Below are 24,614 nucleotides of genomic sequence, written 5' to 3'. Positions count from 1 at the left end.
TGAAACAGCCGCTATATCGCCTCTTCTTCGAACCGGTGCGGTCCCTTCGTCTATCGGTTAGGACGTCAGGTTTTCAACCTGAAAAGAGGGGTTCGACTCCCCTAGGGACTGCCACCCGGTTTTTAGAGCGCTGTTTCTAAATATCTTTTTTCCTCTTTTCGCCCACTTTTCTGCCCGGTGGGCATTCGTGGGACGGTTTGTTCCCCGAATGCGCCCTCCAGCGCGGCCTTGGAGAGAGCTTTCCGGCATTGGGGCGGACTGTATAGTGCTGTACCCCTGCCGGTGTCTGGTGGCCGGTCACTGTCATACTGGGCCTGGTTTTATGACCCGCAATGCCGGTTGTGATTTTCTTTTCTATCACAACGACGATAATTTCATGATTCGATCATGCCTAACTCGGCCGCAAGTCCTCTGATGCCTCGCAAGTGGAAAACGCGTCCGGTTCGAAGAAATCAGCATCATAGCGGACGCCATCGAAAATCTTGATTACGTGCTTGTCGTCATATCGCACTGTATAGTCCCACACGGCCTCTCCCTCGGACGTCACTTCCAGCAAACGGCCTTCCTGCTCAATCGTGATCAGCATATTGCCATTGGGCAAGTGTTGATGCATGCCGCAGCAATTAGAGTAGAAATACTGGTCTTCGGACTTGGGGTAGAGGATTTCTGTCGCGCGCGTCACCGGGTCGATGGCCATAATATTGCTCCCTCCGTGATCGGCGTTCTCCCGATTGTTGTTGAACACCGAGATTCGGCCATCCGGCATGATGTCTGGATCATGCTGGCGGATCCACGGACCGGCTTGCCACCAATGGACGTCCAGGGTGTCGGGATCAAATATGATGACGAGATTTATATTGCGCGCACTAACCATCAAATCACCCGCCTGCGCCAGAGGAATTCCCGCGGCCGCCTGGGCTGTCAGCATCTCGATATCGTTCGTGTGGAAACTGTCATCCGAATCGAATCCGCCATTCTGGAAGACCGGAGTTTGTCCGTTTGCTCCAATGACTGAATGTAGATTGTTCTTCAGGAGCACGTCCCACAAGCTGATTTTCTGAAGAATAACACCATCTGCCGAAAACTTGACAAACAAGTCCTCGCGCAGGGGATCGCCATTCGTGCGCCACTCGGCCGGTGGCTTTTCATGGTCTGCAAAGCCCAGCCCCCAGAATGTGCCGTCCTTGTTTGAATTCAACATATGGTGCGTGGCCGTTGGCAACGTCCATTCGTGATTGCCGCACGCATCCAGTTTCATGAACATCGCGCCGGCATTCAAAGTCATGGACCCATCCGGTTCCGCGACGATGCCAGTAATCTGATAGCTCCACTCATCAAGCGGGACATCGACATAGTCGATTTCCTTAGCATACCGTTTGACGAGTTCAAAAGGCACTGGCCATTGATGGACGGTCTCACCTTCCATATCCAGCATTCGCACCGCAACCTGATCGTCAAACAATCCTGACACGAGGGTATAACCGGGGTGCGTCAGGTCTGAGCGATTCAAAGTCAATCCGCTCTTTCCGTTGGTGTTTTCACTCAGGAACCTGGTAGGCAGGACACCGGCGTCTGAACGCCAGTTGTCCTTGAGGTCAACGAGTGCGGCCTTGGCCGCGACGACGACTGGATAGGGGAATACCTTGTAGTGCGCGCTTGCCATGCCAGCAGCAAACACCGCGAAAGCCACAGCCGTTCCGAAGAGGACCCGGTCCATGATCCCCTCGTCGGAATCTGCATCTTTCTTCATCATACGCATCGCGTCCTTCAACTTGTTCATCATCAGCTGGTTTCTCGCTCGGTGAAGTTTGATCCAGGTCCATCTCCTGGCCGCGACGCTATGCATCGTGTTCGGAGTAATTGGTATACAGCCTCAATTTCAATGTGGAGGCCCTCTTCAGACCCTTCTGGAAATGTATGTCTGGCGAGGGTCGGACGAAGACGTTGGGCAGCTATCTGCAATTTGTCTGAAAATGGGACGCAAATTGCAGTCGCCAAAGATTCGATATGCTTCAGTCCATCGCGGCAGGCGGCCTCATAGTCAAAGAGGATGAGATTTTCGTCCGACACCAATGGTGTGTAGGCAGCAAGCCAATATTTCATCCAGAACGTGGCGTTATCGGCTTCCGCGATGTCAATAGTGTCCAACCATCCGCCGAAATTGATCGGCTTGAACCCGGCGCCAAATTCGAAATGTCCGATCCCGCTCATGTATGTCAGGCTGAACTTATCCTTGACGTGCATCGACTTGAAACGCTCGTGCTGACGCATCAGGGATGCAATCTGGTCTTGTGGTCGACGGATTGGAACGACAATCTTGCAATTGGGATACATGGCATGCAGCAAAGGCAACCGCGCGATATTCGCATTGTTCTTTGATACATACCGTGCAGCTGGCGACCCCGCTTCTCCCCGCAGGGCACGTATTTGGCCCATATGGCTGGCGAAGAATTCCTCGAATTCTTCGTGCCGGTCGGATGCGATCCATGGCGTGATACTGTCGCGGGAATATTTTCCTTTCCAGAATGTCGTCCAGATAATTTCTTCAAACGCTTCCGGACTGTCAAAGCTGACCTGCATACCATCAGCGTGCGCCCGTTCGCGCACCTCTGCCTCTGCACGAAAGCCTGATGACAGTTTGTCCCATAGCATGGGACACAAGACAAACGGCATATCGCGATAGGTATGGCTGGCCAGATCCGGGGATTCCGAGAGGATTTCCAGCAAAACCGTCGTACCTGCCCGTGGCAGGGACGTGATGAAAACCGGTGAGTCGTCAAACTTCGGCAAGCGGTCGGCAAACATGGAATTCGCCATATCTGCCAGTGCAAGCTGAGGTGTGCGGAGCTTGAATGCAATGCGGTGCATCATCCGGTCCGTAGGTGAATAGGAATCAGCCATTTTCATCGCATCAGCCAATAGCCGCCCAGCGTTGCCGCCGTGGCACCCAACAGAAACCGCCAGTCTACCGACGCTGCGATCAAGCGTTCCGTGTCGTAAAAGCCAATCAGTACACCAAGCAGAGCTACGCCGATGGAGAGGCCGAGCGCCACAACGCTGGAAAGAGTGATCAATCCAAAAAATCGCAGCATTTTCAGACTGATGGCCTGTATCAACCTTTCTTTTTCATCATCGCCTAATGTCGTTGAAGCCATTGTCGTGATGGCATGGCTTCCTGTCTTGGTCGCATCGCCTACCAAACGCTCTATGCGCAACAGCTTGATCAGGATCACAAAGGCTAGGATCGCGGCGGTTAAGAAAAGATACGTCATGCTATCCTTGCCAGTAGTCGTTCCGACTGCACTATTCAGTGGTGCTATCGTCTTTCACCACTGGCGTTGCCGCAGCGCTGTCTGATTTCATGGCCTTTCTGCTCCGGAGCATGCGCTTTACCGGGTACCAGATGAACCCGACGATCATCAGCGCGATCGTGCCAATCAGCACGAGAAAGCTTCCAATTGCTGTAAGACCCGCTCCCGGCCCGACATAAGCCGCAGCGGGTAGCGCAAGCACTGAAGTCACCGCCAGAACCGCAAAAAGATGGAGTGCCCGTCGTCCCATAACTGTCTGTCCTTTTGTCATGCTCACCTCGTCCTGTAGATCCAACCTGCTTCTGCAAGCAGGGTTGAGCCTCGGGTCTTGCATATTTCGAACCAACATAAACAAGCTCTGATTGTTTTAGCTTCGAAACAAGCGAAAACTCACCTTAAGTATCAAATTGTTATGTCGCTTTCTTATAAAGCTCGGGCGGTTCCATCATGGGCGTGGACATCGTCCGTCCTCCTATGGTCCGGTTGGAGGTCGCAACTCAAACCTGTCCTGCCAAGGAAATAACGAATACTAATCGCACGGAGCGCATCAGTTCATGTGTTCCGCCTGGCTGTCCGCATGGTCAGTTCTCCGGCCCTTTCCTGCTCCAGGATGCGCCGATTGCATCCACGCCCATGCCGTGGCCAGGATCGTATCCAGGTCGCTCTGGCGGGGCGTCCAGCCAAGCTCGGTCGCGGCGAGGGCCGGGTCGGCATAGAGAATTGGGGGATCGCCCGCCCTGCATGGGACCATTTCGATGTAAATTTTCTGACCGGTAACCCGCTCGGCCGCCATACAGATATCCATGACACTGGTGCCGATGCCTGCACCGAGATTGAAGGCCTTGAAATGTCCTGAGGCGCAAATATCGAGCGCTTTCACGTGCGCATCAGCCAGGTCGGTAACATGGACATAGTCGCGAACTGCCGTTCCATCGGCTGTGGGATAGTCGTTGCCAAATATTTTTACGTTGGGGAGCAGGCCCGCAGCCGCCTGGAGGACCAAGGGGATGAGGTGTGTTTCCGGTGTGTGATCCTCGCCGATCTCCCCCGCAGTATCCGCCCCGGCAGCATTGAAGTATCGTAAGGCAATGGCGCCAAACCCGAACGCGCTGCAATAGTCCCGCAGCATGGTTTCCATCACGAGCTTCGTCCGGCCATAGGGGTTCACCGGGACTTGAGGTGTTGTCTCGGAAATCGGCATTTCGGCCGGCGTGCCGTAGGTTGCGCAGGTGGAGGACACGACAATCCGGGTAACGTCTGCCAGGCGCATGGCATCAAGCAGGTTCTGCGTGCCGGCAATATTGGTGCGGTAATAGAGATCCGGTCGGTGAACCGACTCACCGACATAGGCGAGGGCCGCAAAGTGAAGCACGCCATCCGGACGTGTATCCTCGATGGCGCGTTTGATGCACTCCCGGTCGAGCAGGTCTCCTACCACCAGGTCGCCCCACTTTACGGCCTCCCGGTGGCCCGTGCTCAGATTGTCGAAGACAACCACCTCATGCCCTGCTCCAGCAAGCGCCTTGCAGGCGTGTGCGCCGACATACCCCGCGCCTCCTGTTACAAAATATCTCATCGATTTCTTTCAGATACGGATTGATCTAACTTTGTCTTTTGATGCCGGGTTGCCTGGTGCTACAACAGAAAGGGTAACCTGGTCTCACGAACGGAATTTTCCTTGCGTCACGTTGATGACAGCTCGGCTGGCGTCGTTACTCTTGGGTCTGATGGCAACGGGGTCGCGTCCACCATCCGGCTGAAGGCGCCGCTCCCCCGGGCGAGCAATTCACGCGGTGATCCTTCCTCGACGACGCGGCCTTTTTCGATGCAGATAATGTGATCGACCGAAAGAATCGATGTCAGTCGATGGGTCACGGTCACGATTGTCCGCCCCTCGAAGCAGGACATGAGATTATCCCGCACGGTCTGCTCGAGGCTGACATCGAGTGCACTTGTTGCTTCGTCCAGCACGAAGATTTCAGGGTCTCTCAAAATGGCGCGGGCGAGGCCCAGGCGTTGCCGCTCGCCACCGGAAAAGTTGGCGCCCTGCGGACCAATCCAGTTGTCCATCCCATAGGGCAGGGCCTCGATCACATCGAGGACACCGGCCAGCTTTGCTGCCTCGCGGAGCGCCTTGTCATCAGCTTCCGCCTTTGCAACACAGATATTGGCGCGGACAGTGCTGTCCATGAGTTCGACATCCTGTCCAGCCAGCGCGAGCTTGCGAAGCCAGTCCTTGCGCTTGATGTCATTCAGGGGCGTGCCATCGACGAGGATCTCGCCTTCATTGGGTTCGTCGAGTCTCTGGAGCAAGCGTACAATCGTGCTCTTGCCCGATCCGCTTGGGCCGACCAGCGCGGTCGTCCGGCCCGCCGGGATCTTGAAACTCACGCCGTGAAGTGTATCGGCGTCCTCTTCATTATAGCGGAAGCAGACATTGTTGAATGTGATCTCCTGCTTGAGATGGGAAAACGGCTTCGAGCCTTGCCGCGGATAGCGTTTATCGGTCCGGCGCAGTACTTCGACGACGGCAATGAGTTGTGCTTCCATTTGCGCCATCGCAATGACGGACCCCTGGATATCGCGCAATGGACCTTGCATGCGATAGAGAAGGGCGACACAGGCAAGTGTGGAAGCAAAGGGAACAGAGGTGAGGCTAGCCAGACCGGCGATGCTGGCCAGCAGCAGCAGGTAGCCAAGCTCGGTCACGGGCGGCAGGACAGCGTAGAGGCGCTCTGTCGTGACAGCCAGGCGCTTGGCCTTTTCTGACGTATCCGCAAACGTTTTCTGGTGTTCCTGCTCCTGGCCGAATGCGCGGATCGCTCGCATGCCCTGCAGCGTGTAAAGCGTGCGCGCGGCAAGCTCCTGGTTGATCTCTGCTGTCCGGCGGCCGAGCCGGCGCACTGGAATGGCGAGCAGGTTGACGAATGCCAGCAATGCGGCGGCACCGATAATGGCAAGAATCGTCAGCTGCCAGGATAGGGAAAAGAGAAAAGCCATCATCACGAACACGGCGATGGCGCTCACCACAACATGGCTGATCATGCGGTAGGCGCTGGAGACAGTCCAGGAGTCGATGGCCAGGACCTTCAGCATTTCCCCTTCTTCGCGGTTGCGAATGTAATTATACTCCACATCGAGATATTGCTGGTGCAGGCGGTCGCGGACGTCCTGGCTGATCCCGTTCTGGACTGAGGCCGAGATGAATGCATACAGTGTCGAAAATGCCAGTTTCGTCAGAATGAGTCCGAGTACCATCAGTGCAAGGTATGTCGCATTGGGGATATACGCCGTCACGACTTCGAAGAACTTGCCCAGTGGCCCCCCGGCTTCGGCCGCGTCAGCCGAACGCCCCATCACGGTGTAAAGGAACAGCACGATCAGGGAAATTCCAAGGCTGTCGGCGAAGGACGATACAATCCCCAACACCACGATGACAGGGAAGGCCCAGGCATGACGGGATGTCAGGTGAACCAGTTCCATCACTTGTTGGCGCGAGAGTCGTTTCGGTGCGTCTTTGCCGGTTGAAGTACTCATTTGAATGCCTCTACGGGACTGGCACCACCGACAACGAACCGGCCTTCTGGAGAAACCGTTTTCACATATCGTGGGCTCGACATGAGCTTTCTTGCCGTTTTAGTGACAAAGCCTGGCAGGACATTCGAAATCGCAAAACGCGAGTCACATTTGGCAATGTGAATCACGAGTGACGCAGCAGAGAAGAGCTTGCCGGCCCGTACGGCCTTCCAGAACAGCCATTCGGAAATCCAGACTTCGCCCTTGATGGTCTGTGTCGCGAAGCACGGATAGGCAAGGCGCATCTCCTCCGCGACGATCTGAAATGATCGCAGCATTTGGAAGACATCGGAAGACATGGCTTGCGGCATACGACGATAACCCGTGAGATAATCGCGGATGACTCTGAATTCGTATTTTTTTGAAATGCGGAAATACAGCAACAGGTCTTCGCAACCCTGCGCCTTCCTGTCTTTCAGGCTGGTGTCATATCCGCCAGCTTCCAGAATCGCGGACTTTCGCATCAGAGGGGAACTGGCATTGCCGATAAAGTTTCCTGAGCAAAGGCGATGCATGACATAGCCCTCATCCTGCGGGGTGACGCTCAAGTCGATGACACAGCTATCCTGATTGATGACGGCAAACCAGGTATAGACCAGCGCCACATGGCTGCCGCCATACTTCAGCGCCATGACCTGGCTTCGAATCTTCTCGGGTGCCCAAAGGTCATCGGAGTCTATCGGGGCGATCAGTTCACCCCTGGCCCTGGCTATCCCGTTATTCCGCGCAGCGGCAACGCCGGCATTGGCCTGGGTGATGAGGCGTACCCGCGCGTCTTGCGCAGCATGTTCAAGCACGACCTGTGCAGTCTGGTCAGTTGAGCCATCGTCGATGACCAGTATCTCCAGGTTGGCATATGTCTGGCTACGGACGCTGGTGAGCGTTTCGTCAATCGTCGCTTCTGCGTTGAATGCCGGAATGATGACGCTCACCAGATCGTCTTCGGCATTGAGGCTTGGATCAGTGGCGGCAGCGCTAGCCACGTCCGGAGCAGGCAGGGACAGCATCCGGGCAAATTCGGTCATCGGCCAGTGCCCGTCAACTTCGACGCGCGGCATGATGTAGGGATTGGACGATATGTCAGCAGGCCCCCACTCGCAGGAGACGCCAAAGCGATATCCGGCAGCTTCCAGCATGCGGTTGTATCTTTCGCCGATAGACCCATACGGCGCCGCGATGGATACGACGGGCACACCGAGATGCTTTTCAAGTGCCGCCCGGGAATTCACGGTTTCGTGCAGGAGGGCAATGCTTGAAAGATTGGATGCAGGTGTGTGCGTCTGAAGATGGCTGCCGAAGACAACCCCCTCCTTGTGCAGGGCTTCGATCGTGTCCCAGTTCATGAGGGGGGCATTGCCCTGAAGCGAGATATCCCAATCTGAAGTCTGGCCGACCTTGTCGGTAACGACGAAGACTTCTGCTGTAAAACCATAGGCTTTGAGAAGTGGCCAGGCCGTGTCGGCGAAATCCTGGTAAGCATCATCAAACGTAAAATGAATCGGGCGGCCGGGGAGGGGGAGTCCTGCTTCGCGATGCTTGAGGATTTCCCGTGACGTCACGCTGTAGAAACCGTTCTCGCGCAACATGCGCAACTGTTGTTCGAACATGTCAGGATCGACACGCCACGTACGAAGCGCCTCCGGTCCTTCGTCCGCGATCCGGTGATAGGCAAGGATGGGAACCCGCCGTGTGGAGAGTGTCTGCATGAGTTCGTTGCAGAGCGCAGTTCGCTCAGCCACGGACGCCGTTGGCAAGCCAGTGAGGGGAGCCGCGACCGTGGCTGGCCTGGCATTCAATACCTGTTCGATCATGGCAAAGTGACCGCCTTTCGAAGAACGGCCGGCGCAGCGATCGATGGCATCGTACAAGGTCCGGCGTAACGTTTTGCGAAAGCCCAGTCCCTGAGACGAGTGTTGACGCAGCCGATCAATGGCATTGGCGAAAATGCGCTTGGTGAAAAGGAACCCCGCGGTCCCGGCGACCAGCGGGCTCATCCACTGCTTTGAATGACGCAGATAGGCTGAGAGGCCAAGCCCCTCAGCGGCCAGTCTGCGCACGTCCCCGGCGGACAAGTCTCCCAGAAGGCCCAGCTCGATGAGCCCTATCTTTTCGCCATTATCCGTCAACTCCAAAAGGAGGAGGTCGATCTGAGGCGGCTTGGTCACAGGACGAAGCCGATGAATATCCATTGACAGTTTCGTTACCAAAGACAATTCAGCCGATGAACCGACCGCGTGATGTTTCAGCAATTCGCACTCTACAGCGTAGATGAGCCCGCGTTCGGGCAACGCCTTGGAACTGTGGGCCGCAAGTGCATGGATCAGTTTGTGCGTGTTGTCTGAAAACTCTGGCCAGTGCGCGACAAGGTTCTCGACCCGGGTGCGCGCTCCGATTGCCAGGCCTTCGATAATTGTTTCAGCCAGCGCCGGATCATAGCCGCCATAGTCGACCGCATGCAATTGCTTGAGCAGGCGCGAACCGTCGCGCCCTGCACCGATATCCGCTGCGGCATTCCAGACCACGAAATAAGTAGACTGCATTTTCAGGTTCTTGACCGGCAAGCCTTCGGCATATTCATCCAGCACTACAGACAGGCGTGGATCGCGTCTGTGATTGTTCGCGATGACTGTCAGGCCGTCTGTCACCATCTGGACGTGATCGCGCGATAGGCTGATGTCTCCCATGCGGTAATGGGCAAGCGTTCCCGGAGCACGCTTGATCCGGTTCGTCATGCGCAGAATGCGAACCCATAGATCCCAGTCTTCGCAAACCGTGAGGCACGTGTCGAAACCACCAGCCGCAGCGACAATCGCGCGGCGCACGACAACGCCATGAATGCAGACATGACAGCTGCGTGCCATGGCAAGAAAGCCATCCCTCTCGAGATTTTCAGTGCGAAATTCATAGGCCGTGGACCCGTCGGGCGCGACGCGCCGATAGTCGCAATACACGAAGTCGATGTCGTCACCGGCGGCCGCCATCATGTCCCGAACAAACTCCTCCGAGACCCAGTCGTCGGCGTCCAGGAAGCATACCCATTCGGTGTCGGCCAGCTCGAATCCCAGGTTGCGTGCACGACAGACCCCGCCATTTTCCTGGCGGCGAAAGGAGAGCCGATCATCATGCTGGACAAGTTGCGCAATGACCTCGCTGGTATTGTCGGTCGAACCATCATCGACCACGATCGCCTTCCAGTTGGACTGCGTCTGCGCCTGCAAGGACGCGATGGTTTCAGCCAGCGTCATGGCCGCGTTGTAGGCGGGTATGATGAATGTGAGGGCGGCTGGTTTCAGGCTCATGGAGTTTTTTCCGAAGTACGGGGGGTGCGCAGGTAGAAGAGGATGCCTGATACAAGTCCAGTCAGTTCTTCCCAGGTAAATAGATCGACATCGCGGCGTCCATGCCTGAGGCGGCGCAGGCTGCGAAGCGCATAACTGACCGGCAGTACGACGATCAGGCGGTACAGGATTCCAAATGCGGGGGCCCGCTCGTGCTGGACAAGCAGCGCGGCAGCGTGGCCGCGCATATAGGCTTTTATCTGGGAACGGAGACCTTCCATTTCCCGGCGGTGATAGTGGAACGCGACAGCGCCTGGCTCATACCGGCAAATTCCGCCGACGGACAGCACGCGATGCCAATACTCGGAATCGCCTGAGCATCCGGCAGCGCCAACATCCAGGCGTTCGTCGAACAGGCCCGCGCGTGAAAATGTCTCTCTGCGGAAGGCCATGCTGGCTCCTGCACCGATGTCCCAGACCCGGGCCGCATCCAGTTTTCGGACTTTCAGGAATGCCGGTTCGAAATCAATCCGCTCGAAGCCGCGGCCGAAACCCCAGTATCGCTCAAAATGCCACTGCGCCGGTGTTGCGAGTTCTGCGGGAAGGACCAGTCCGGTGACCGCGAGAATATCCGGCGCATCGAAAGCCTGGACGATCTGTTGCAGCCAGGCTGGATGAAGGATTACGTCATCATCCGTATAAGCAATGATATCACCCGTGCTCATTCTGGCGCCCGTATTGCGGGCGATATCCAGTCCGCCTCGCGGCTCGCGCACATAGCGGACATCTGCCGCCTCGCAGACCCGTCGTGTTTCATCGGTTCGAGAGGCATTGTCGACCACCAGAACTTCATCCGGGCGGCGGACGTGATCTGATAATGAAGCAAGGCAGCGGGCGAGTTCTGCCGGACGATCGCGTGTGCAGATGACAAGGCTGACCGAGCGGTCGCCTGCGTCCGCCTTGCTGACGGGCCCGATGGCTGCACGCTCAGGAGGCAAGACAGGTTGCGCAGCCCCGGTGAAATCCGGACCTTCCATGAACTGGGCGATCGGGCGCTCGCCCTCCCATACGACGGTCAGCCGGTTCTGATCGCAGGTCCGCTGCTGCGCGATGAAATGATCGCGTGTCACATGAGCAACTCCGGGCGATTTCAGATTCTGGGCCCAAACCATCGTCTACAGTCTTCCGCGCGTCTCAGCGTCCTCTGGAGCAGGAGCTTGAATGTGGAGGGAATGTTGGTGATCGCGCTTCGGACAATCGGCATTGAGCGAACGGAAATGCTGCCCCTGAAACGCTCTGGCTGAGGGGTGCATGGTCGGCGAGATTTTCAGATCCCATCCGGTCCGCTGAAAGGCTGGGACCAACTCGGACTCGACGAGAATTCGCGCTGTAATCCCGGGATAGCGCATGATCATTTTGAACAGCATTCCAAGCGATTCCAGATAGCGTCCGTTGGTGATGGATTTCCGGCGAAGCCAGTTCAGGAACCAGGATTGGTTCCATTGAAATTCTCGCTTAAGATGTGGAAATTGTTCAAGGAATTCGCCGATCACGATGTCCTGAGACCTGATCATGCGAAATGCCCCACTCGACATGTTGCTGGGCGTCTGACGATATCCGACACAGTAGTCACTGACATAGTCAAAATCATAATCGGCGGAAAGCTGGAGATAGAGCTTGAAGTCCTCGCAACCTTCGGCATTTCGGACGCGCAAGGAGGCGTCATACCCGCCGGCCGCAAGAACAGCGTCGCGGCGCATCAAGGTACTGCTTCCATTACCGATCAGATTGGCGCGGCACATGTCGATCAGAACGCGACCGCGGTGAAGCGGCGTGATCGGCAATTCAAGGATAAGGCTGTCGCTGTCGATGGAGGCGGAACGGCAATACACGAGGCCGACATTTGGCCCGGCTCGTTTCCAGGCTTCGACTTGAAGTTCAAGTTTGTTGCTTGACCAGAGATCATCTGCGTCGCAGGGCGCAATCAATCGTCCTCTGGCAAGCTCGATACCGAGATTGCGGGCGCTCGCCACGCCGCCATTGCTTTTCGTTATAAGGTGGAATCGGGCGTCGGATTCGACGAAACGATTGACAAGGTCGGGCGTGCTGTCCGTCGATCCGTCATCGACTACCAGCACTTCAATATCGGAATATGTCTGTGCAGCGATGCACGAGAGGGTTTCGGTAATCCATTTCTCCGCGTTGAACGCGGGAACGATCACAGAAACAAGCTCATCTTGATCCAGCGCGATCCCTTCAGATCGGTCGCACGACATGGATTCGTCCGCCACTCCGGACGTCAAATTCAACCGCTGATTATGCTTTCGCCTGCCCACACCATTCTTCCCCCTTTTAATCTCCTGTTTTGCAAGCAATTCGCGGTTCGATCAAAATGTTAGCAATAACTATGCCAATAAAAGCTCAAAGAAACGCAAATAAAGCAGCACAAATCTGAAGAGATGCTTTCGGCTAGGATTCCCCTCCATTACCTCAGGCCGCTCGGTAGACAGGCGGCCGATCATAGGGCTGGCGTTTTGCTCGAACCCGACTTCCGAACGCGGTGGGACTTGGCCTGACGCATTTTCGGGATGGCAATCCATGATTGAATTGTCCCTTGGTGTATGTCCGGCCTCAGGGTGCGCAGGAAGAGGTTGTCTGCGTCAGCCCGCACGACGTGCGTGACATACCGATTCCTCTGATTTACCCGTACTGACAGGACAGGTTCGGTCTGCTGAGAACTTCCTGGGCATTTGTCGCGTAATCACTGGATCACTACGTGCAAGCTGAACTTCTTGGCTTTTGTTGTGAAGATCGCGTGACAAGCGCGCCTTCACATTTTAGGTTACCTCCTTGGGGAATTTGGGTTGATGACGAGAGCTGTGGCAAAATCCGAATCAGACATGCCGGGCGCTGAGCCCGTGGTGCGCGTCATCGGCCGCGTGAAGTGGTTCGATAGCGCCAAGGGCTATGGGTTCATCGTGGCGGAATCCACGTCGGACGCATCCCTCACAGGTGATGTCATGCTGCACATCTCCTGCCTGCGCGACTATGGCGAAACCTATGCCGATGAAGACGCGCGCATCATCTGCGATGCCGTCCATCGCGGACGAGGCTGGCAGACCGCCCACATCATCGAAATGGAACGCCCCCGTGCCGTGGTTGCCCGCGAAAAGGGCGTGGAGTTCGACTACACGACCGTGACGCTCAAATGGTTCAATCGCACGCGCGGCTACGGCTTCGTGCATCGCGACGGCCTTGATGTGGATATTTTCGTGCATGCGGTCCACCTGAAAAAGGCGGGCTATGAGGATGTCGAGCCCGGCACACGGCTGGACGTTGTCATCGAGAATGGCGGCAAGGGCGAACACGTCACCCTGGTCAAACCGCGCTAGGCCCATTTTCTGCAGCCAAGATCGCTTGCTCAGCCCAGAATGCGCGGCTAAACCAACGCCCATGACCCGTTTGATCGCCAGCCTTTTCGCCGCCGCGTTTTTCCTTGCTCAGGGCGCTTTCGCCCAGCTGGAAACCGGACCGCTTGAAATCGACACGGGCGATTCAGTCCACAAGTTCACTGTCGAACTGGCCAATGATGCTGAAGAGATCCGCACAGGCCTGATGGACCGCGAATCCATGGCGCCGAATGCCGGCATGCTGTTCGATTTCGGCCAGCCGCGCGAAGCCAGCATGTGGATGAAGAACACGCTGATCCCGCTCGACATGCTGTTCATCGCGCCCGATGGCAAAGTCCTGGCGATCGCACGCAACGCCGTTCCGGGCTCTCTGCGCACCATAGGCCCCGGCGTGCCGGTCAAGGCTGTGCTTGAACTGAATGGCGGCCGCAGCGAAGCATTGGGAATAGAGCCTGGCGATATGGTCCGGCATGAGGTGCTTGGAAACCTTGGCGGATGATCCGCGCCGCGTCATGAATCCGCCGCCCCCGGGCTTCGCGCCAACGCCTTCGCGCGGCAAGTTCACCCTGCACAATGGCCCCACCTACCGCGCGACCGCCGAAGGCGACATTCGCACGGGCATGTGGGTGCTCGACCGTCACTGCAACGGGATGGGCTTCCTGCATGGCGGCATGATCTCGGCCTTTGCCGACAGCGCCCTTGCCTGGGCGGTCTGGAGCGCAACGGGCCGCATGTCCGTTACCATCAAGCTGACACTCGAATTCATGGACATCGTGCCAGAGGGTACATGGCTCGAGGCGCATCCCGAAGTGACAGCCGTGGACGGGGAAATCGTCCATGTGCGGGCAAGGCTGATCAAGCCGGGCGGGCACCTGGCGGCCCGCGCCGATGCCGTTTTCCGATCGCTGCGGCGGCGCACCACATGAGGCAGGTTGGCGCGCGACAAGGCTGACCGCGCAATCTTGGACGAGTCGTGCTAGCCTGACGCCATAACGTCCAAGAGGCACGGTACCGATGGAATTTGACGCATTACTGCTCTCGCGAATCCAGTTCGCATTTGTCATCGCCTTCCACATCATGTTTCCGGCTTTCACGATTGGCCTCGCGGCCTTTCTCGCCGTGTGCGAGGGCCTCTGGCTGAAGACGGGCAATGAGGTCTTCAAGCGGCTCTATCTCCACTGGGTCAAGATATTCGCGCTCGCCTTCGCCATGGGCGTCGTGTCCGGCGTCGTGATGAGCTACCAGTTCGGCACCAACTGGAGCGTCTTCTCCGAAATTGCCGGCAGCGTCATCGGCCCGCTTCTCGGATATGAAGTGCTGACGGCCTTCTTCCTTGAAGCGACCTTCCTCGGTGTCATGCTGTTCGGCTGGAACAAGGTCGGCCGCAAGCTCCATTTCGTCGCCACCTGCGCCGTCGCAATCGGCACCACGATTTCCGCCTTCTGGATCCTGTCGGCCAATAGCTGGATGCAGACGCCAGACGGCTTCGCCATCGATCCGGAAACCGGCAATTTCTACGCGACCGACTGGATCAAGGTCATCTTCAACCCCAGCTTCCCGTCGCGCCTGGCCCACATGCTGCTCGCCGCCTATATCACGACCGCGGCTGTCGTCCTTGCGGCAGGGGCATGGCAAGTCATTCGTGGCCGTATCACCACGCCGACGCGCTGGCAGATGCGCATGGCAGCCGGCACGCTGGCCGTTCTGATGCCGATCCAGATCATGGTCGGCCACGAATCCGGTCTCGTCGCGCATGAGCACCAGCCCGCCAAGATCGCCGCCGCCGAAGGATGGTGCGAGAGCGCGCCGGTGCAGGGCACGGTCCTGCTCGCCTGGCCCGCCGACAATGCCTGCGGCCATGCAGGCATCACCATTCCGGGCACCAGCCCGATCCTCTTTCCCGGCACGCCCGAAGGCGAAGACCTGAAAGGACTCGATGCCTTCGACAAGGCCGATACGCCGCCGATCTGGCTCGTCTTCTACAGCTTCCGCATCATGTTCGCTGCCGGCATGGCCATGCTCGGGCTTGGCCTCTGGGGCTGTTTCCTCTGGTGGCGCGGCCGGATTGACGAAAAGGGCCTCTTCCACTGGGCCGCCGTTCCCGGCGGGGCGCTCGGCTTCATTGCCGTGATCACCGGCTGGATCGTCGCCGAAGTCGGCCGCCAGCCCTACACGATCTATGGCCACCTGCGCACGGTCGACAGTGTTTCGCCGGTCTCCACCGCGCAGGTCGCAACCTCGCTGCTCGTCTTCATGGTCACCTATGCGATCATCTTTACCGCCGGCACGATCTACATGGCGCGCATCGCGACACGTGGGTTCGATGATGATCCCATGGGCAAGCCGTCACGGGAGCGCCGCGCCCCCGGTTCGCCGCTTGGTGCGGTGGACGAGCCCGCCGAGACCGGCGAAGACATTGTGGCAGCGGATTAGGAGAGAACAGATGGCACTCGACCTTCCACTGATCTGGGGCTTCGTCCTCGCCATTGGCGTCATGATGTATGTCCTGCTCGACGGCTTCGACCTCGGCGTCGGCATGCTCACATTCCTTGCCCGCTCCGACGAGGAGCGCAACATGATGACCGCGACAATCGAACCGGTCTGGGACGGCAACGAGACATGGCTCATCATTGGCGGCGGCGGCCTTTTCGCGGCCTTTCCGCTCGCCTACGCGATCATCATGCCGGCTTTCTACCTGCCGGTCCTCATCATGCTCGCGGCGCTGATCTTTCGCGGTGTCGCGTTCGAATTCCGGCACAAGGCTGTCCGCCCCAACACGCGCAGGTTCTGGAACGGCGCCTTCCTCGGTGGCTCGGCCACGGCGGCATTCTCGCAGGGCCTGATGCTTGGCGGCATGATCCAGGGGATCAATGTCGAAGGCGGCGCCTTTGCCGGTGGGGCGTTCGACTGGCTGACACCCTTCTCCGTGCTTGTCGGACTTGCCGTCGTGATTGGCTACCTGATGCTCGGGGCATGCTGGCTCGTGCTCAAAACGGAGGATGACCTCTTCCTGCGGGCCCGGAATTGGGCGCGCCTGTCACTCGCCGGGGTGGCGATCAGCTTCCTCGCGGTCAGCCTCGCCACGCTCGCCATCGACCCGTCAGTCGGCGAACGCTGGGGCTTCTCCATGACCCATATCGACTTTGCCAAACTGCTGCCGCTGTCGCCCGCCCCTCTGGCCGGCATGTTCTTCTGTGCCTGGCTGTGGCGCGACCTTTCCATGAATCCCGGCACCGGACGCGCACCTGACTGGCGGCCCTACCTTCTGGCCGCCGGTATCTTCCTGTCCGGTTATGTCGGTATCGGCCTCAGCCTGTATCCCTATATCGTGCCCTTCGAATATACGCTCTGGGAAGCGGCTGCCCGCGACAATGCGCTCGCGTTCATGCTGGTCGGTGCGGCGATCATGCTGCCCATCATCCTGCTGTACACGGCGTTCGTGTACCGCCTGTTCTGGGGCAAGGTGAAACCGGGTGACGGCTACCATGCCTGACCCCGTCTTCCGCCCCGCAGAGCCCTTGCCGGAAGGCCAGCCTGAAGGCCCGCTGATCAAGCGCGTCTTGTGGTTCGTCGGCATTGCGCTCGCCTCCATGCTCGCCGTCGCCGCCGTCGCCTATACGCTCAGGTCGCTGCTGTTCCTCTGAGGTGACAGCCCGCTCTGATCAAGGGCACGCCATCACTTTCGATTGCTATCCTCGTCGTACCAGACCAGTCTCCAGACAGCCTGCCAAGGTGAAGGGGACGAGCAAATGATAAAACGTAACAATGCCTTGGCACTCACGGCACTTTTCCGAGCAAATACTGGCATTCGGCGAGGATTGATCGCGGCGCTTGTCGCCTGGACACTGGTGCCAGGCCTGGCCTCTGCCGAGGCGAAGGCAGTCCCTTGGCCGACGACAGAATTTGTCGTCGTGCTGGAAGATCCTCATCTCAATGATGTGCAGCGCGCTGCGATTGCTGCCATAGGCGTTCTGGACAACCAGACGGGTCTGATGGACGACGCAATGCAGCCGCATATCGACAGGATCGAAGCCTATCTTCACGAGGTGGCGCTCGAATACCAGCGCATGCAATTCAGGGCACCAGCGCTTCCGATTGTCGATGGGCGCTATGAGGTCAATCTCCACCCATTCGACGCTGGATTCGGAGCGCCTGCCCGTGTGATGTGCGCAAATCCCACGTATCTGGAAGTTGATGTCGATGCTGTTATTGAATGGGGAAAATGGGACGACCGCCTGTACGAGCATCTGGCGCATGAACTCTTTCATGCCGTGGTCGCGTCCTATGATCATTGCGATATTGATCTCAACCGGTTTTTCACGGAAGGCGTCGCTCAGGCCCTTGGAGTCGACATGGCCTTCAAGTTGCGTGGACAGGAACCGGCACGCTCAAACGGGGGGCGTTGGGGCGCTAGACGATACGATCTTCCATTGCAACAACCGAAAGACAAGAATGATGCTTACCAGACTGCGTCATTCTGGCGATACTTGGGCGAGCATGTCTCGGCAAAGGCTCAGAATAAGAGTGCGGGCGTTTATGAACTTCCGGCTGACTACTCATATTTGCACACGATTATGCTGGCACCTTTGTCATCGGGCGATGACATAACTGTACTGCGTTGGCTCGACACCGGCCTGAAAAAGGCAATCAATCAGCCGCTGGATCGTGAATACGCGTTCTTCCTGTCGACCTTCGCCGGATATGGTGAGGGTCGTTACACAAGCGCGACAAGGACGGCCGATGAAGTCAAGGCGGTGGCGCAGGATACAATCTTCGACCAGTGCCAAACATTGTCTCTCAATGCACAGCCGGCAGGGGCATCCACGACCCTCAACATACTTCCGCTCGCTGGGGAATGTATCCGGATTGAGGGCGGGGATGTCACCCGGCCCGAACCTCTCACATTGGTCATTCAGATGGTCGCCGATTCCGCGCAGCAGCTAAATCAGATCTGGCTCGGTGTGGCTGGAGATCAGAAGACATCGAAGCGCCTCGCGGCGGCGGGTATGACAGCAACAGGCAAGCACTATGCCCGTTGGCACGTTGACCTGCTGCCGGAGCAGCAGATGACACTGATCGCCACAAATATAAATACCAATCCGTGGAACACGACACCTTTCGTCGGTGAGGTATCCATCTTCTCGACAACCGGACTGGCCGACAGCACGTTCGTTGGGCCGTTGCCATCTGCATCCATGCCGCCCGCGCCAAGCCGCACGGGTGAATCCAGGAACAGGCAGGCCGCGCGAAAGCTGACATTCAACGGCCCGTCAGCCACCCGGGTCGAGATTGATGCGATTGCTCGCAGCATCAACATCTCTTTGCACGCCACGCCTGACATCCTGAATGTTCTGTCCGGCATCAATGCAGAAGGAGGCGAGCTTGAACACCTGATCACCAAGGGCGAGATATTGAATGAAACCCTGGCCGATATGAACAGCGCTTTCTCCAACCTGTCCGCCCTCGAGAAAAGCATGCCGGGAACAACCATCGACATCGACGTTCCTTACTTCGACTACGGTTTCACCGGCATGGTCTCCAGCGCGCTCATCTCAACGAACAATTATGACAGCGGGCAACTTTACGCTGTGGGTCCGAAAGACTCGGTGCCCGGTGGGCAACGCGAATTCAAGCCGTCGGGAACCGTCACGATCATCCAGTATTCGCCGACAATCCTTGAGGGGCGTTTTGTTGCAAACTTCACCGATCCGAATTCCCTGACGCCAGAGCAAATGCAGGAATCCCAGCCGACACTGGATATTGTCGGCACCATCAATGGCTACTTCCGCATTGCTGCTCCCTGGCAGGATGACACCCGTTACGAACCGGACCTGTCCGTGCCGCCAATGGATGATATGCGTTATGAACTCATCGCGCGTATGCCTGCTGGTCAGGAAGATCTTGTCGATGCCGTTCTGGAGGCGGCTGAAGAGGCGAAGAGGACGGGCCGTGACCCGGACATCTCATCGATCGCCGGTTCGCACGGAACGGCCCATGGGAACTGCGATTGCTCATGTTCCGGAATGGCGAAACTGGATGCCATGGGCGAAGCAGTTGAAAAGGCCAGCCGCGCGCCAACGCCAGCAGAACTGTCCATGGCGCACTGCGGCCTGACCTGCATGGCCGAATATCAGCGTTGCGAATAGGGCGCCGTCAGCGCTCTATCGGGTCACGCCACTGGCCGGTACAGGCGCCGCGCACCCGTCCAGTCCGATACTTGCTTCACGGCTTGCGGCAGCAGGTCGGGACGTTCGATATAGTAATGGTCGGCGCCCTTGATCGTCACCATCTGCTTGTCTTCCGATCCCACCGCGTCGAACAGCCTTTGCGCTTGGCTCGGCGTACAGGCGAGGTCAGCCGAATTGCTGATCACCAGGACGGGGCATGTGATGCGCGAGGCGTTGCCGGTTCCGTCCGCCCGGCTCTTGTCATAGCTCCACTGTGACAGCCACGACCGAAGGGTGGTAAACCGGCCAAGCCCCACCGGACCGTCATTGGCAATCTTCGGGTCGCCCAGGTAGCAGGTGCCCGGCGTGCGGTCGGACGGGTCCTGCAACGGGTCCAGCCAGCGCACATCACTCATCGTGCCCTGCACCACAAAACACCGTTCTGCATCCGGATCAGGTCCGGCCTTGATCTCGGCGAGCTGTGCCAGCACGCGGTCCGTGATGCGCCGGTTGCGCGCCACCTGCGCCGCCCGGAACTGCGCCACGAATTCAGGTGTGTACGGAGGCTGGTTGGGGCAGGCGGGGTCATAGATATTCAGCTCCGTGTTCCGCTCGAACGGCCTGTCCTCGTCAAGGATCGACGGGTCCATCCATTCGGTCATCGTGTGCGACCGGCTGACATGCGCCGCCAGCAGCAGGATGGCATCGGCCGGGATCAGCCCTGCGCCGGCAAGGTCTGCCGGGTCGCCCGCAGGTGTCTCGGTAATCGTAGGATTTTCCGCCTGGTCCTGATAGAACAGCGACAGCGATCCGCCGCCAGACCAGCCGCCCAGCACCACTTTCTCATATCCGAACCGCTTCTTCGCATCGGCAATGCACGCGCCGAGGTCCAGAACGCATTTCTCCATGATCAGCGCGGTATCATTCCCGCGATAGCGCGGATTGCAATAGATGACATGATGGCCTGCATGGGCCAGCGACGTCACCAGCGGCAGGAAGCTGCCTCCGCCAATCGGATGGCTGAAGATGATCACCGTATCGGCGTCACGGTCTTCAGGCCGGATACGCATGCACTCAACGAACACCTGCCCCGCCGGGCCGCCATAGGTTTCCTTCAACCGTCCGCTGTCGGCGTGAACAAATCCGTAGGGTTCCCTTGCGATAGCCATCAGCGTGTTTCCTTGCCCTTGTTTTTCATGCAGCGCATACTTGCCGAAAGAACGATCAGGGGAAAGCAGGAAAGGTTCGATGCATGAGTGAACAGTCCCGGCCGCAGCCGAGCGGCATCCATCACATCGCCATCATGGCATCCGACATCAAGAAGCACATTGCCTTCTTCTCGGAGGTCATGAATTTCCCGCTCGTCGCCCTGTTCGACATGCACGGCGTGCCCGGCGGGCTCCACGCCTTTCTCCGCATGAATGATCATAGCTTCTTCTCCATCGTCCAGCTGCCCGATGTCGGCAAGATACCGGTCACGCTCGGCATCACCCATTCCGGCAATGGCGCGCTACCCAGCGCCGCCGGCACGATGCAGCATCTCGCCTTCCGCGCCGATGACCGGGACAGCCTCCTCGCGATGCGAGACCGCATCCGCAGCCACGGAGTCAATGTCATCGGCCCGCTCGATCATGGCTTCTGCCACTCGATCTATTTCGCCGGCCCCGACCAGATGACACTGGAAGTCGCTGCCCCGGCCACAGCGGTCGATCCGAAACAATGGATCGATCCGGCCGTGCTCGAAAAGGCCGGCATCTCGGCGGCAGAAGCTGAGGCCTACAAGGCGCCCGCGCCCTATACAGGGCATGGCAACGAGCCCCAGCCGCCCTATGATCCGGCCAAGCCGCACATGGTCTATCCACCCGAGATGTACCAGGCCATGCTGAAGACACCGGATGACGTCATCGCGAGGTCTGCGAAATTCCCCGGTCCGCCCGTTCCGGCCTAGGCGGGCCGTCCCAGCCAGCGCTCAAGGATCATCGCCGTGTCCTCGCCGACCGTGCGGGGGGCCTGCTTGCGGATTGATCCCGGCGTCGCGGAGAATTTCGGGAACGTGTTCTGCATGGTCACCGGGCCAAGGTCCGGGTCATCCAGCGTCACGACAGACTCGCGCGCCGCATAGTGCGGGTCCGCCAGCATGTCCTCGGCATCGTACACCTTGCCCGACGGCACCGCATGCGCCAGCAGCAGCGCTTCCAGTTCCGCCACCGTCAGGGTGCGCGTCCAGTCGGCAATGATACCGTCCAGCTCCGTCTGGTTTTCGCCGCGCGCCAGGTGCGTCGCATAGAGCGGGTCCTGCGCCAGTTCCGGCCGCTCCATCGCATCGCACAGGCGCTTGAAGATCGGATCCTGGTTGCCGCCGATCAGGAAGTCTCCATCCTTGCACGGATACACATTCGATGGCGCGATCTTCGGCAGGATCGCTCCGGTCCGCTGGCGCTTGTGGCCGGATGTTGAATAGTCCGCGACATAGCTTTCCATCACCTGCAGCACGCTTTCATACAGCGCCACGTCGATGACCTGCCCTTCGCCCGTCTTGTCCCGGTGGTGCAGCGCGGCCAGAATGCCCATGCAGCCATAGGTCGCCGCCAGCGAGTCTCCGATCGAAATTCCCACCCGCGATGGCATCCTGTCCGGTTCGCCGACAATCCCGCGCAGGCCGCCAAAGCCCTCGCCGATCAGGCCAAATCCCGGCCGGCTCGCATAGGGGCCTGTCTGGCCATAACCCGACATGCGCGCCACGATCAGGCCCGGATTGGTCTTGCGCAATTCCGCCGGATCGAGGTGCCACTTCTCCAGCGCGCCGGGCCGGAAATTCTCGATCAGTACATCGGCCTTGCCGATCAGGTCGCGCGCCAGCTGCTGGCCCTCTGCGGTGCGCAGGTCCACCGCCACCGAATATTTGTTGCGGCCAATCACGCGCCACCAGGCTGGCTTGTCGCCCTGTCCCCATTCGCGCATCGGGTCGCCCTTGCCGGGCGGCTCCAGCTTCACCACTTCGGCGCCCATGTCGCCCAGCAGCTGGCCGCAGAACGGCCCCGCGATGAGTTGCCCCATCTCGACGACCTTCAGGCCATGCAGCGGCCCATTCGGTTTTGGCGTGTCAGTCATGCCTGCCTCTACCGCATTCCGCGCGGCGGCGCCAAGCCGGTGATCAGCCTTTCCCGGCCTGTTCTTCCGCGAACGCCTTGATCGTCTTGTAATCCGCCTTGCCGTTCACGGCGCGGCCAAGGTCCGGCTTGAAGAAGATGCGCTTGGGCGATTTGAACCGGGCAATCCTGGTCGCCACGAAGGCGCGCAATTCATCCTCGCTCACCTCGCTGTCCAGCGACACCACGGCGGTCACCGCCTGGCCCCACTTGTCATCCGGCAGGCCGACTACCAGTGCGTCGCGCACCGCATCATGCAGTTTCAGCGCCTCTTCCACCTCTTCGGGATAAACCTTCTCACCGGCTGTGTTGATGCAGTTCGAGCCGCGCCCCAGCAGCGTCATCGAGCCATCGGCCTCCACGGTGCACCAGTCGCCCGGAATGGAATAGCGCACGCCGTTGATCGTCGGGAATGTCTTCGCCGTCTTTTCGGGGTCCTTGTAATAGCCAAGCGGCACAGCGCCCCCGCGCGCCACGAAGCCCGCTTCGCCGCTGCCCGGCTGGATCTCGCGATAATCCTCGCTGAACACCTTGCAGTTCGGACCCAGCTCGAACTTCGAAGTCTTTACCTCGCCATCCGCCGTCATGGCCGATGATCCAAAGCCGACCGCTTCGGATGCGCCGAAACTGTCCATCATCGCCGCCTGCGGCATGTGCTTCAGCAGCCCGCGCTTGATCTCGACAGACCACATCACGCCGGATGACACGACGGCCACAACCGTCGACAGGTCATATTTGCCGGGATTGTCCTCCAGTTCCTTCAGCATCGGCTTGCCGAACGCATCGCCGACAATCGCCATATTGGTGACGCCATTGCGCGCGACCGTTTCCCACAGGTTTTGCGGGCTGAAATTCTTGTTCTCGGTCAGCGTCACCACCGTGCCGCCGTTCAGCATCACGCCCATGGCCGTGAACAGGCCCGTGCCGTGCATCAGCGGGCAGGCGGGAATGATCCGCGCATGACGGCCCAGTTCCAGCGCATTGGCGACATGCTCGGCCAGGTCCTTTGGCACCACGCCTCCCGCCTTGGCCACGCCGTCCATGCCTGCCTGCCGCCAGATGCCATGAGACCACATCACGCCTTTCGGCATGCCCGTCGTTCCGCCCGTATAGAGGAACAGCATGTCGTCGCCCGACCGCTCAATGCCCAGTGGCGAGGCGTCGCCCTCGCTGGCCAGGTCTTCATAGGCCACCGCGAAGTCCGGCACGCTGTCGCCGCCGATCTGCACCCAGGCGATCACGCCTGGCAGGCGCGCGCGCACGCGCTCCACCTGCTCGATGAATTCCACGTCATAGAACACGACCGTGGAATCCGAATTGTCGAAAATGTAGACCAGCTCGTCATCCAGATAGCGGTAATTGACGTTCACATGCGTCAGGCGGCCTTTGAAACACGCGGCCAGTGCTTCCATGTATTCCGGCTGGTTGCGCAGGTAGAAGCCGGCCTTGTCGCCCGTCTTCGCCCCCATGTTCCGCAGGTTGCGCGCCAGGCGGTTCGACCGCGCCGTCATCTGCGGCCAGGTCACCACCCGGTCGCCATGGATCAGGGCAGGGGCATCATCGCCCAGCACCTCGCCCAGCGCATCCAGCATGTCCCCGAAATTCCAGTCAAAAGCCTTGGCCACGGCGTGTCTCTCCCTGATTGTTATTATTGCATGCGAATTGTACGGCCTTGCCGCGAGGGCAGCAAAGCCTGAAACGTAGATGGACGCCACGTCGCCCG

Annotated in this window: 20 protein-coding genes and 1 tRNA gene; 9 read left to right on the top strand and 12 right to left on the bottom strand. The window is 58.8% G+C overall.

Going from position 1 to position 24,614, the window contains the following annotated elements:
- The first annotated feature begins 39 nt into the window (after nucleotides 1-39).
- Nucleotides 40-114: transfer RNA gene (locus VR74_RS00715), tRNA-Glu, on the top strand.
- Between the two features lie 277 nt (nucleotides 115-391).
- Here VR74_RS00715 and VR74_RS00710 read toward each other — a convergent pair.
- From VR74_RS00710 to VR74_RS00665, 9 genes are all read right to left on the bottom strand, one after another.
- The gene (locus tag VR74_RS00710) at nucleotides 392-1,783 is read right to left on the bottom strand and encodes an arylsulfotransferase family protein (RefSeq protein WP_045693555.1); all 1,392 of its coding nucleotides are present in this window, start codon (nucleotides 1,781-1,783) and stop codon (nucleotides 392-394) included.
- Nucleotides 1,783-2,901 (bottom strand): sulfotransferase, encoded by a 1,119-nt coding sequence (locus VR74_RS00705; RefSeq protein WP_299949249.1) that lies wholly within the window; start codon nucleotides 2,899-2,901, stop codon nucleotides 1,783-1,785. Before VR74_RS00705 ends, VR74_RS00710 begins: the two co-directional genes overlap by 1 nt.
- A 2-nt stretch (nucleotides 2,902-2,903) precedes the next feature.
- On the bottom strand, nucleotides 2,904-3,272 hold the full coding sequence (locus VR74_RS00700; protein ID WP_045693553.1) for a hypothetical protein: 369 nt from the start codon (nucleotides 3,270-3,272) through the stop codon (nucleotides 2,904-2,906).
- 31 nt (nucleotides 3,273-3,303) lie between these two features.
- Nucleotides 3,304-3,582 (bottom strand): hypothetical protein, encoded by a 279-nt coding sequence (locus tag VR74_RS00695; protein WP_299949247.1) that lies wholly within the window; start codon nucleotides 3,580-3,582, stop codon nucleotides 3,304-3,306.
- 276 nt (nucleotides 3,583-3,858) lie between these two features.
- On the bottom strand, nucleotides 3,859-4,887 hold the full coding sequence (galE, locus tag VR74_RS00690) for a UDP-glucose 4-epimerase GalE (RefSeq protein ID WP_045693551.1): 1,029 nt from the start codon (nucleotides 4,885-4,887) through the stop codon (nucleotides 3,859-3,861).
- A gap of 107 nt (nucleotides 4,888-4,994) precedes the next feature.
- Nucleotides 4,995-6,848 (bottom strand): ABC transporter ATP-binding protein, encoded by a 1,854-nt coding sequence (locus VR74_RS00685; protein WP_299949246.1) that lies wholly within the window; start codon nucleotides 6,846-6,848, stop codon nucleotides 4,995-4,997.
- Nucleotides 6,845-10,186, bottom strand: coding sequence for a glycosyltransferase (locus VR74_RS20225; RefSeq protein ID WP_299949244.1), 3,342 nt, complete (start codon nucleotides 10,184-10,186; stop codon nucleotides 6,845-6,847). The genes VR74_RS00685 and VR74_RS20225 overlap by 4 nt, the downstream gene beginning before the upstream one ends.
- Nucleotides 10,183-11,295, bottom strand: a complete 1,113-nt coding sequence (locus VR74_RS00670) for a glycosyltransferase family 2 protein (protein WP_299949242.1) — start codon at nucleotides 11,293-11,295, stop codon at nucleotides 10,183-10,185. The genes VR74_RS20225 and VR74_RS00670 overlap by 4 nt, the downstream gene beginning before the upstream one ends.
- Nucleotides 11,296-11,340: 45 nt before the next feature.
- Nucleotides 11,341-12,441: a glycosyltransferase family 2 protein gene (locus VR74_RS00665; protein WP_299949240.1), complete on the bottom strand. Its 1,101-nt coding sequence runs from the start codon at nucleotides 12,439-12,441 to the stop codon at nucleotides 11,341-11,343.
- A gap of 591 nt (nucleotides 12,442-13,032) precedes the next feature.
- On the opposite strand from VR74_RS00665, the gene VR74_RS00660 reads away from it, so the two are divergent.
- The 7 genes from VR74_RS00660 to VR74_RS00635 all read left to right on the top strand — a co-directional run bounded on the left by VR74_RS00660 (nucleotide 13,033) and on the right by VR74_RS00635 (nucleotide 19,721).
- Nucleotides 13,033-13,557 (top strand): cold shock domain-containing protein, encoded by a 525-nt coding sequence (locus tag VR74_RS00660; RefSeq protein WP_045693547.1) that lies wholly within the window; start codon nucleotides 13,033-13,035, stop codon nucleotides 13,555-13,557.
- A gap of 61 nt (nucleotides 13,558-13,618) precedes the next feature.
- On the top strand, nucleotides 13,619-14,074 hold the full coding sequence (locus tag VR74_RS00655; RefSeq protein ID WP_045693545.1) for a DUF192 domain-containing protein: 456 nt from the start codon (nucleotides 13,619-13,621) through the stop codon (nucleotides 14,072-14,074).
- Between the two features lie 13 nt (nucleotides 14,075-14,087).
- The gene (locus VR74_RS00650; protein ID WP_045693621.1) at nucleotides 14,088-14,501 is read left to right on the top strand and encodes a PaaI family thioesterase; all 414 of its coding nucleotides are present in this window, start codon (nucleotides 14,088-14,090) and stop codon (nucleotides 14,499-14,501) included.
- Nucleotides 14,502-14,589: 88 nt separating this feature from the next.
- Nucleotides 14,590-16,008 carry a cytochrome ubiquinol oxidase subunit I gene (locus VR74_RS00645; RefSeq protein WP_045693543.1) on the top strand — a complete coding sequence of 473 codons (1,419 nt, stop codon included), beginning with the start codon at nucleotides 14,590-14,592 and terminating at the stop codon, nucleotides 16,006-16,008.
- Between the two features lie 10 nt (nucleotides 16,009-16,018).
- Complete coding sequence (cydB, locus tag VR74_RS00640; RefSeq protein WP_045693541.1) at nucleotides 16,019-17,068, top strand: cytochrome d ubiquinol oxidase subunit II; 1,050 nt, start codon at nucleotides 16,019-16,021, stop codon at nucleotides 17,066-17,068.
- Nucleotides 17,061-17,219, top strand: a complete 159-nt coding sequence (locus VR74_RS20220; protein WP_299949238.1) for a hypothetical protein — start codon at nucleotides 17,061-17,063, stop codon at nucleotides 17,217-17,219. The genes cydB and VR74_RS20220 overlap by 8 nt, the downstream gene beginning before the upstream one ends.
- Nucleotides 17,220-17,324: 105 nt before the next feature.
- On the top strand, nucleotides 17,325-19,721 hold the full coding sequence (locus VR74_RS00635; protein WP_299949236.1) for a hypothetical protein: 2,397 nt from the start codon (nucleotides 17,325-17,327) through the stop codon (nucleotides 19,719-19,721).
- 23 nt (nucleotides 19,722-19,744) lie between these two features.
- Here VR74_RS00635 and VR74_RS00630 read toward each other — a convergent pair whose 3' ends face one another.
- On the bottom strand, nucleotides 19,745-20,911 hold the full coding sequence (locus VR74_RS00630; protein WP_045693538.1) for an alpha/beta fold hydrolase: 1,167 nt from the start codon (nucleotides 20,909-20,911) through the stop codon (nucleotides 19,745-19,747).
- Nucleotides 20,912-20,994: 83 nt separating this feature from the next.
- Here VR74_RS00630 and VR74_RS00625 point away from each other — a divergent pair, with 83 nt between their 5' ends.
- A complete protein-coding gene (locus VR74_RS00625; RefSeq protein WP_045693535.1) occupies nucleotides 20,995-21,690 on the top strand; it encodes a VOC family protein in 696 nt (231 codons plus the stop codon).
- Here VR74_RS00625 and VR74_RS00620 read toward each other — a convergent pair.
- On the bottom strand, nucleotides 21,687-22,853 hold the full coding sequence (locus VR74_RS00620) for a CoA transferase (protein ID WP_045693533.1): 1,167 nt from the start codon (nucleotides 22,851-22,853) through the stop codon (nucleotides 21,687-21,689). The genes VR74_RS00625 and VR74_RS00620 overlap by 4 nt on opposite strands.
- Before the next feature lie 43 nt (nucleotides 22,854-22,896).
- Nucleotides 22,897-24,516 carry an acyl-CoA synthetase gene (locus VR74_RS00615; RefSeq protein WP_299949234.1) on the bottom strand — a complete coding sequence of 540 codons (1,620 nt, stop codon included), beginning with the start codon at nucleotides 24,514-24,516 and terminating at the stop codon, nucleotides 22,897-22,899.
- Nucleotides 24,517-24,614: the final 98 nt, after the last annotated feature.

It is taken from the genome of Hyphomonas sp. BRH_c22 (genome assembly GCF_000961795.1).
In the GTDB taxonomy this organism is placed as follows: domain Bacteria; phylum Pseudomonadota; class Alphaproteobacteria; order Caulobacterales; family Hyphomonadaceae; genus Hyphomonas.
The sequence above is the reverse complement of the archived record's forward strand: the minus strand, read 5'-3'. Positions and strand labels throughout refer to the sequence as shown.

Coding starts and splice junctions, on each gene's coding strand:
- VR74_RS00710 (WP_045693555.1), bottom strand. CDS start 1,783: ATGATGAACAAGTTGAAGGACGCGATGCGTATGATGAAGAAAGATGCA.
- VR74_RS00705 (WP_299949249.1), bottom strand. CDS start 2,901: ATGGCTGATTCCTATTCACCTACGGACCGGATGATGCACCGCATTGCA.
- VR74_RS00700 (WP_045693553.1), bottom strand. CDS start 3,272: ATGACGTATCTTTTCTTAACCGCCGCGATCCTAGCCTTTGTGATCCTG.
- VR74_RS00695 (WP_299949247.1), bottom strand. CDS start 3,582: ATGACAAAAGGACAGACAGTTATGGGACGACGGGCACTCCATCTTTTT.
- galE (WP_045693551.1), bottom strand. CDS start 4,887: ATGAGATATTTTGTAACAGGAGGCGCGGGGTATGTCGGCGCACACGCC.
- VR74_RS00685 (WP_299949246.1), bottom strand. CDS start 6,848: ATGAGTACTTCAACCGGCAAAGACGCACCGAAACGACTCTCGCGCCAA.
- VR74_RS20225 (WP_299949244.1), bottom strand. CDS start 10,186: ATGAGCCTGAAACCAGCCGCCCTCACATTCATCATACCCGCCTACAAC.
- VR74_RS00665 (WP_299949240.1), bottom strand. CDS start 12,441: ATGTCGTGCGACCGATCTGAAGGGATCGCGCTGGATCAAGATGAGCTT.
- VR74_RS00660 (WP_045693547.1), top strand. CDS start 13,033: ATGACGAGAGCTGTGGCAAAATCCGAATCAGACATGCCGGGCGCTGAG.
- VR74_RS00655 (WP_045693545.1), top strand. CDS start 13,619: ATGACCCGTTTGATCGCCAGCCTTTTCGCCGCCGCGTTTTTCCTTGCT.
- VR74_RS00650 (WP_045693621.1), top strand. CDS start 14,088: ATGAATCCGCCGCCCCCGGGCTTCGCGCCAACGCCTTCGCGCGGCAAG.
- VR74_RS00645 (WP_045693543.1), top strand. CDS start 14,590: ATGGAATTTGACGCATTACTGCTCTCGCGAATCCAGTTCGCATTTGTC.
- cydB (WP_045693541.1), top strand. CDS start 16,019: ATGGCACTCGACCTTCCACTGATCTGGGGCTTCGTCCTCGCCATTGGC.
- VR74_RS20220 (WP_299949238.1), top strand. CDS start 17,061: ATGCCTGACCCCGTCTTCCGCCCCGCAGAGCCCTTGCCGGAAGGCCAG.
- VR74_RS00635 (WP_299949236.1), top strand. CDS start 17,325: ATGATAAAACGTAACAATGCCTTGGCACTCACGGCACTTTTCCGAGCA.
- VR74_RS00630 (WP_045693538.1), bottom strand. CDS start 20,911: ATGGCTATCGCAAGGGAACCCTACGGATTTGTTCACGCCGACAGCGGA.
- VR74_RS00625 (WP_045693535.1), top strand. CDS start 20,995: ATGAGTGAACAGTCCCGGCCGCAGCCGAGCGGCATCCATCACATCGCC.
- VR74_RS00620 (WP_045693533.1), bottom strand. CDS start 22,853: ATGACTGACACGCCAAAACCGAATGGGCCGCTGCATGGCCTGAAGGTC.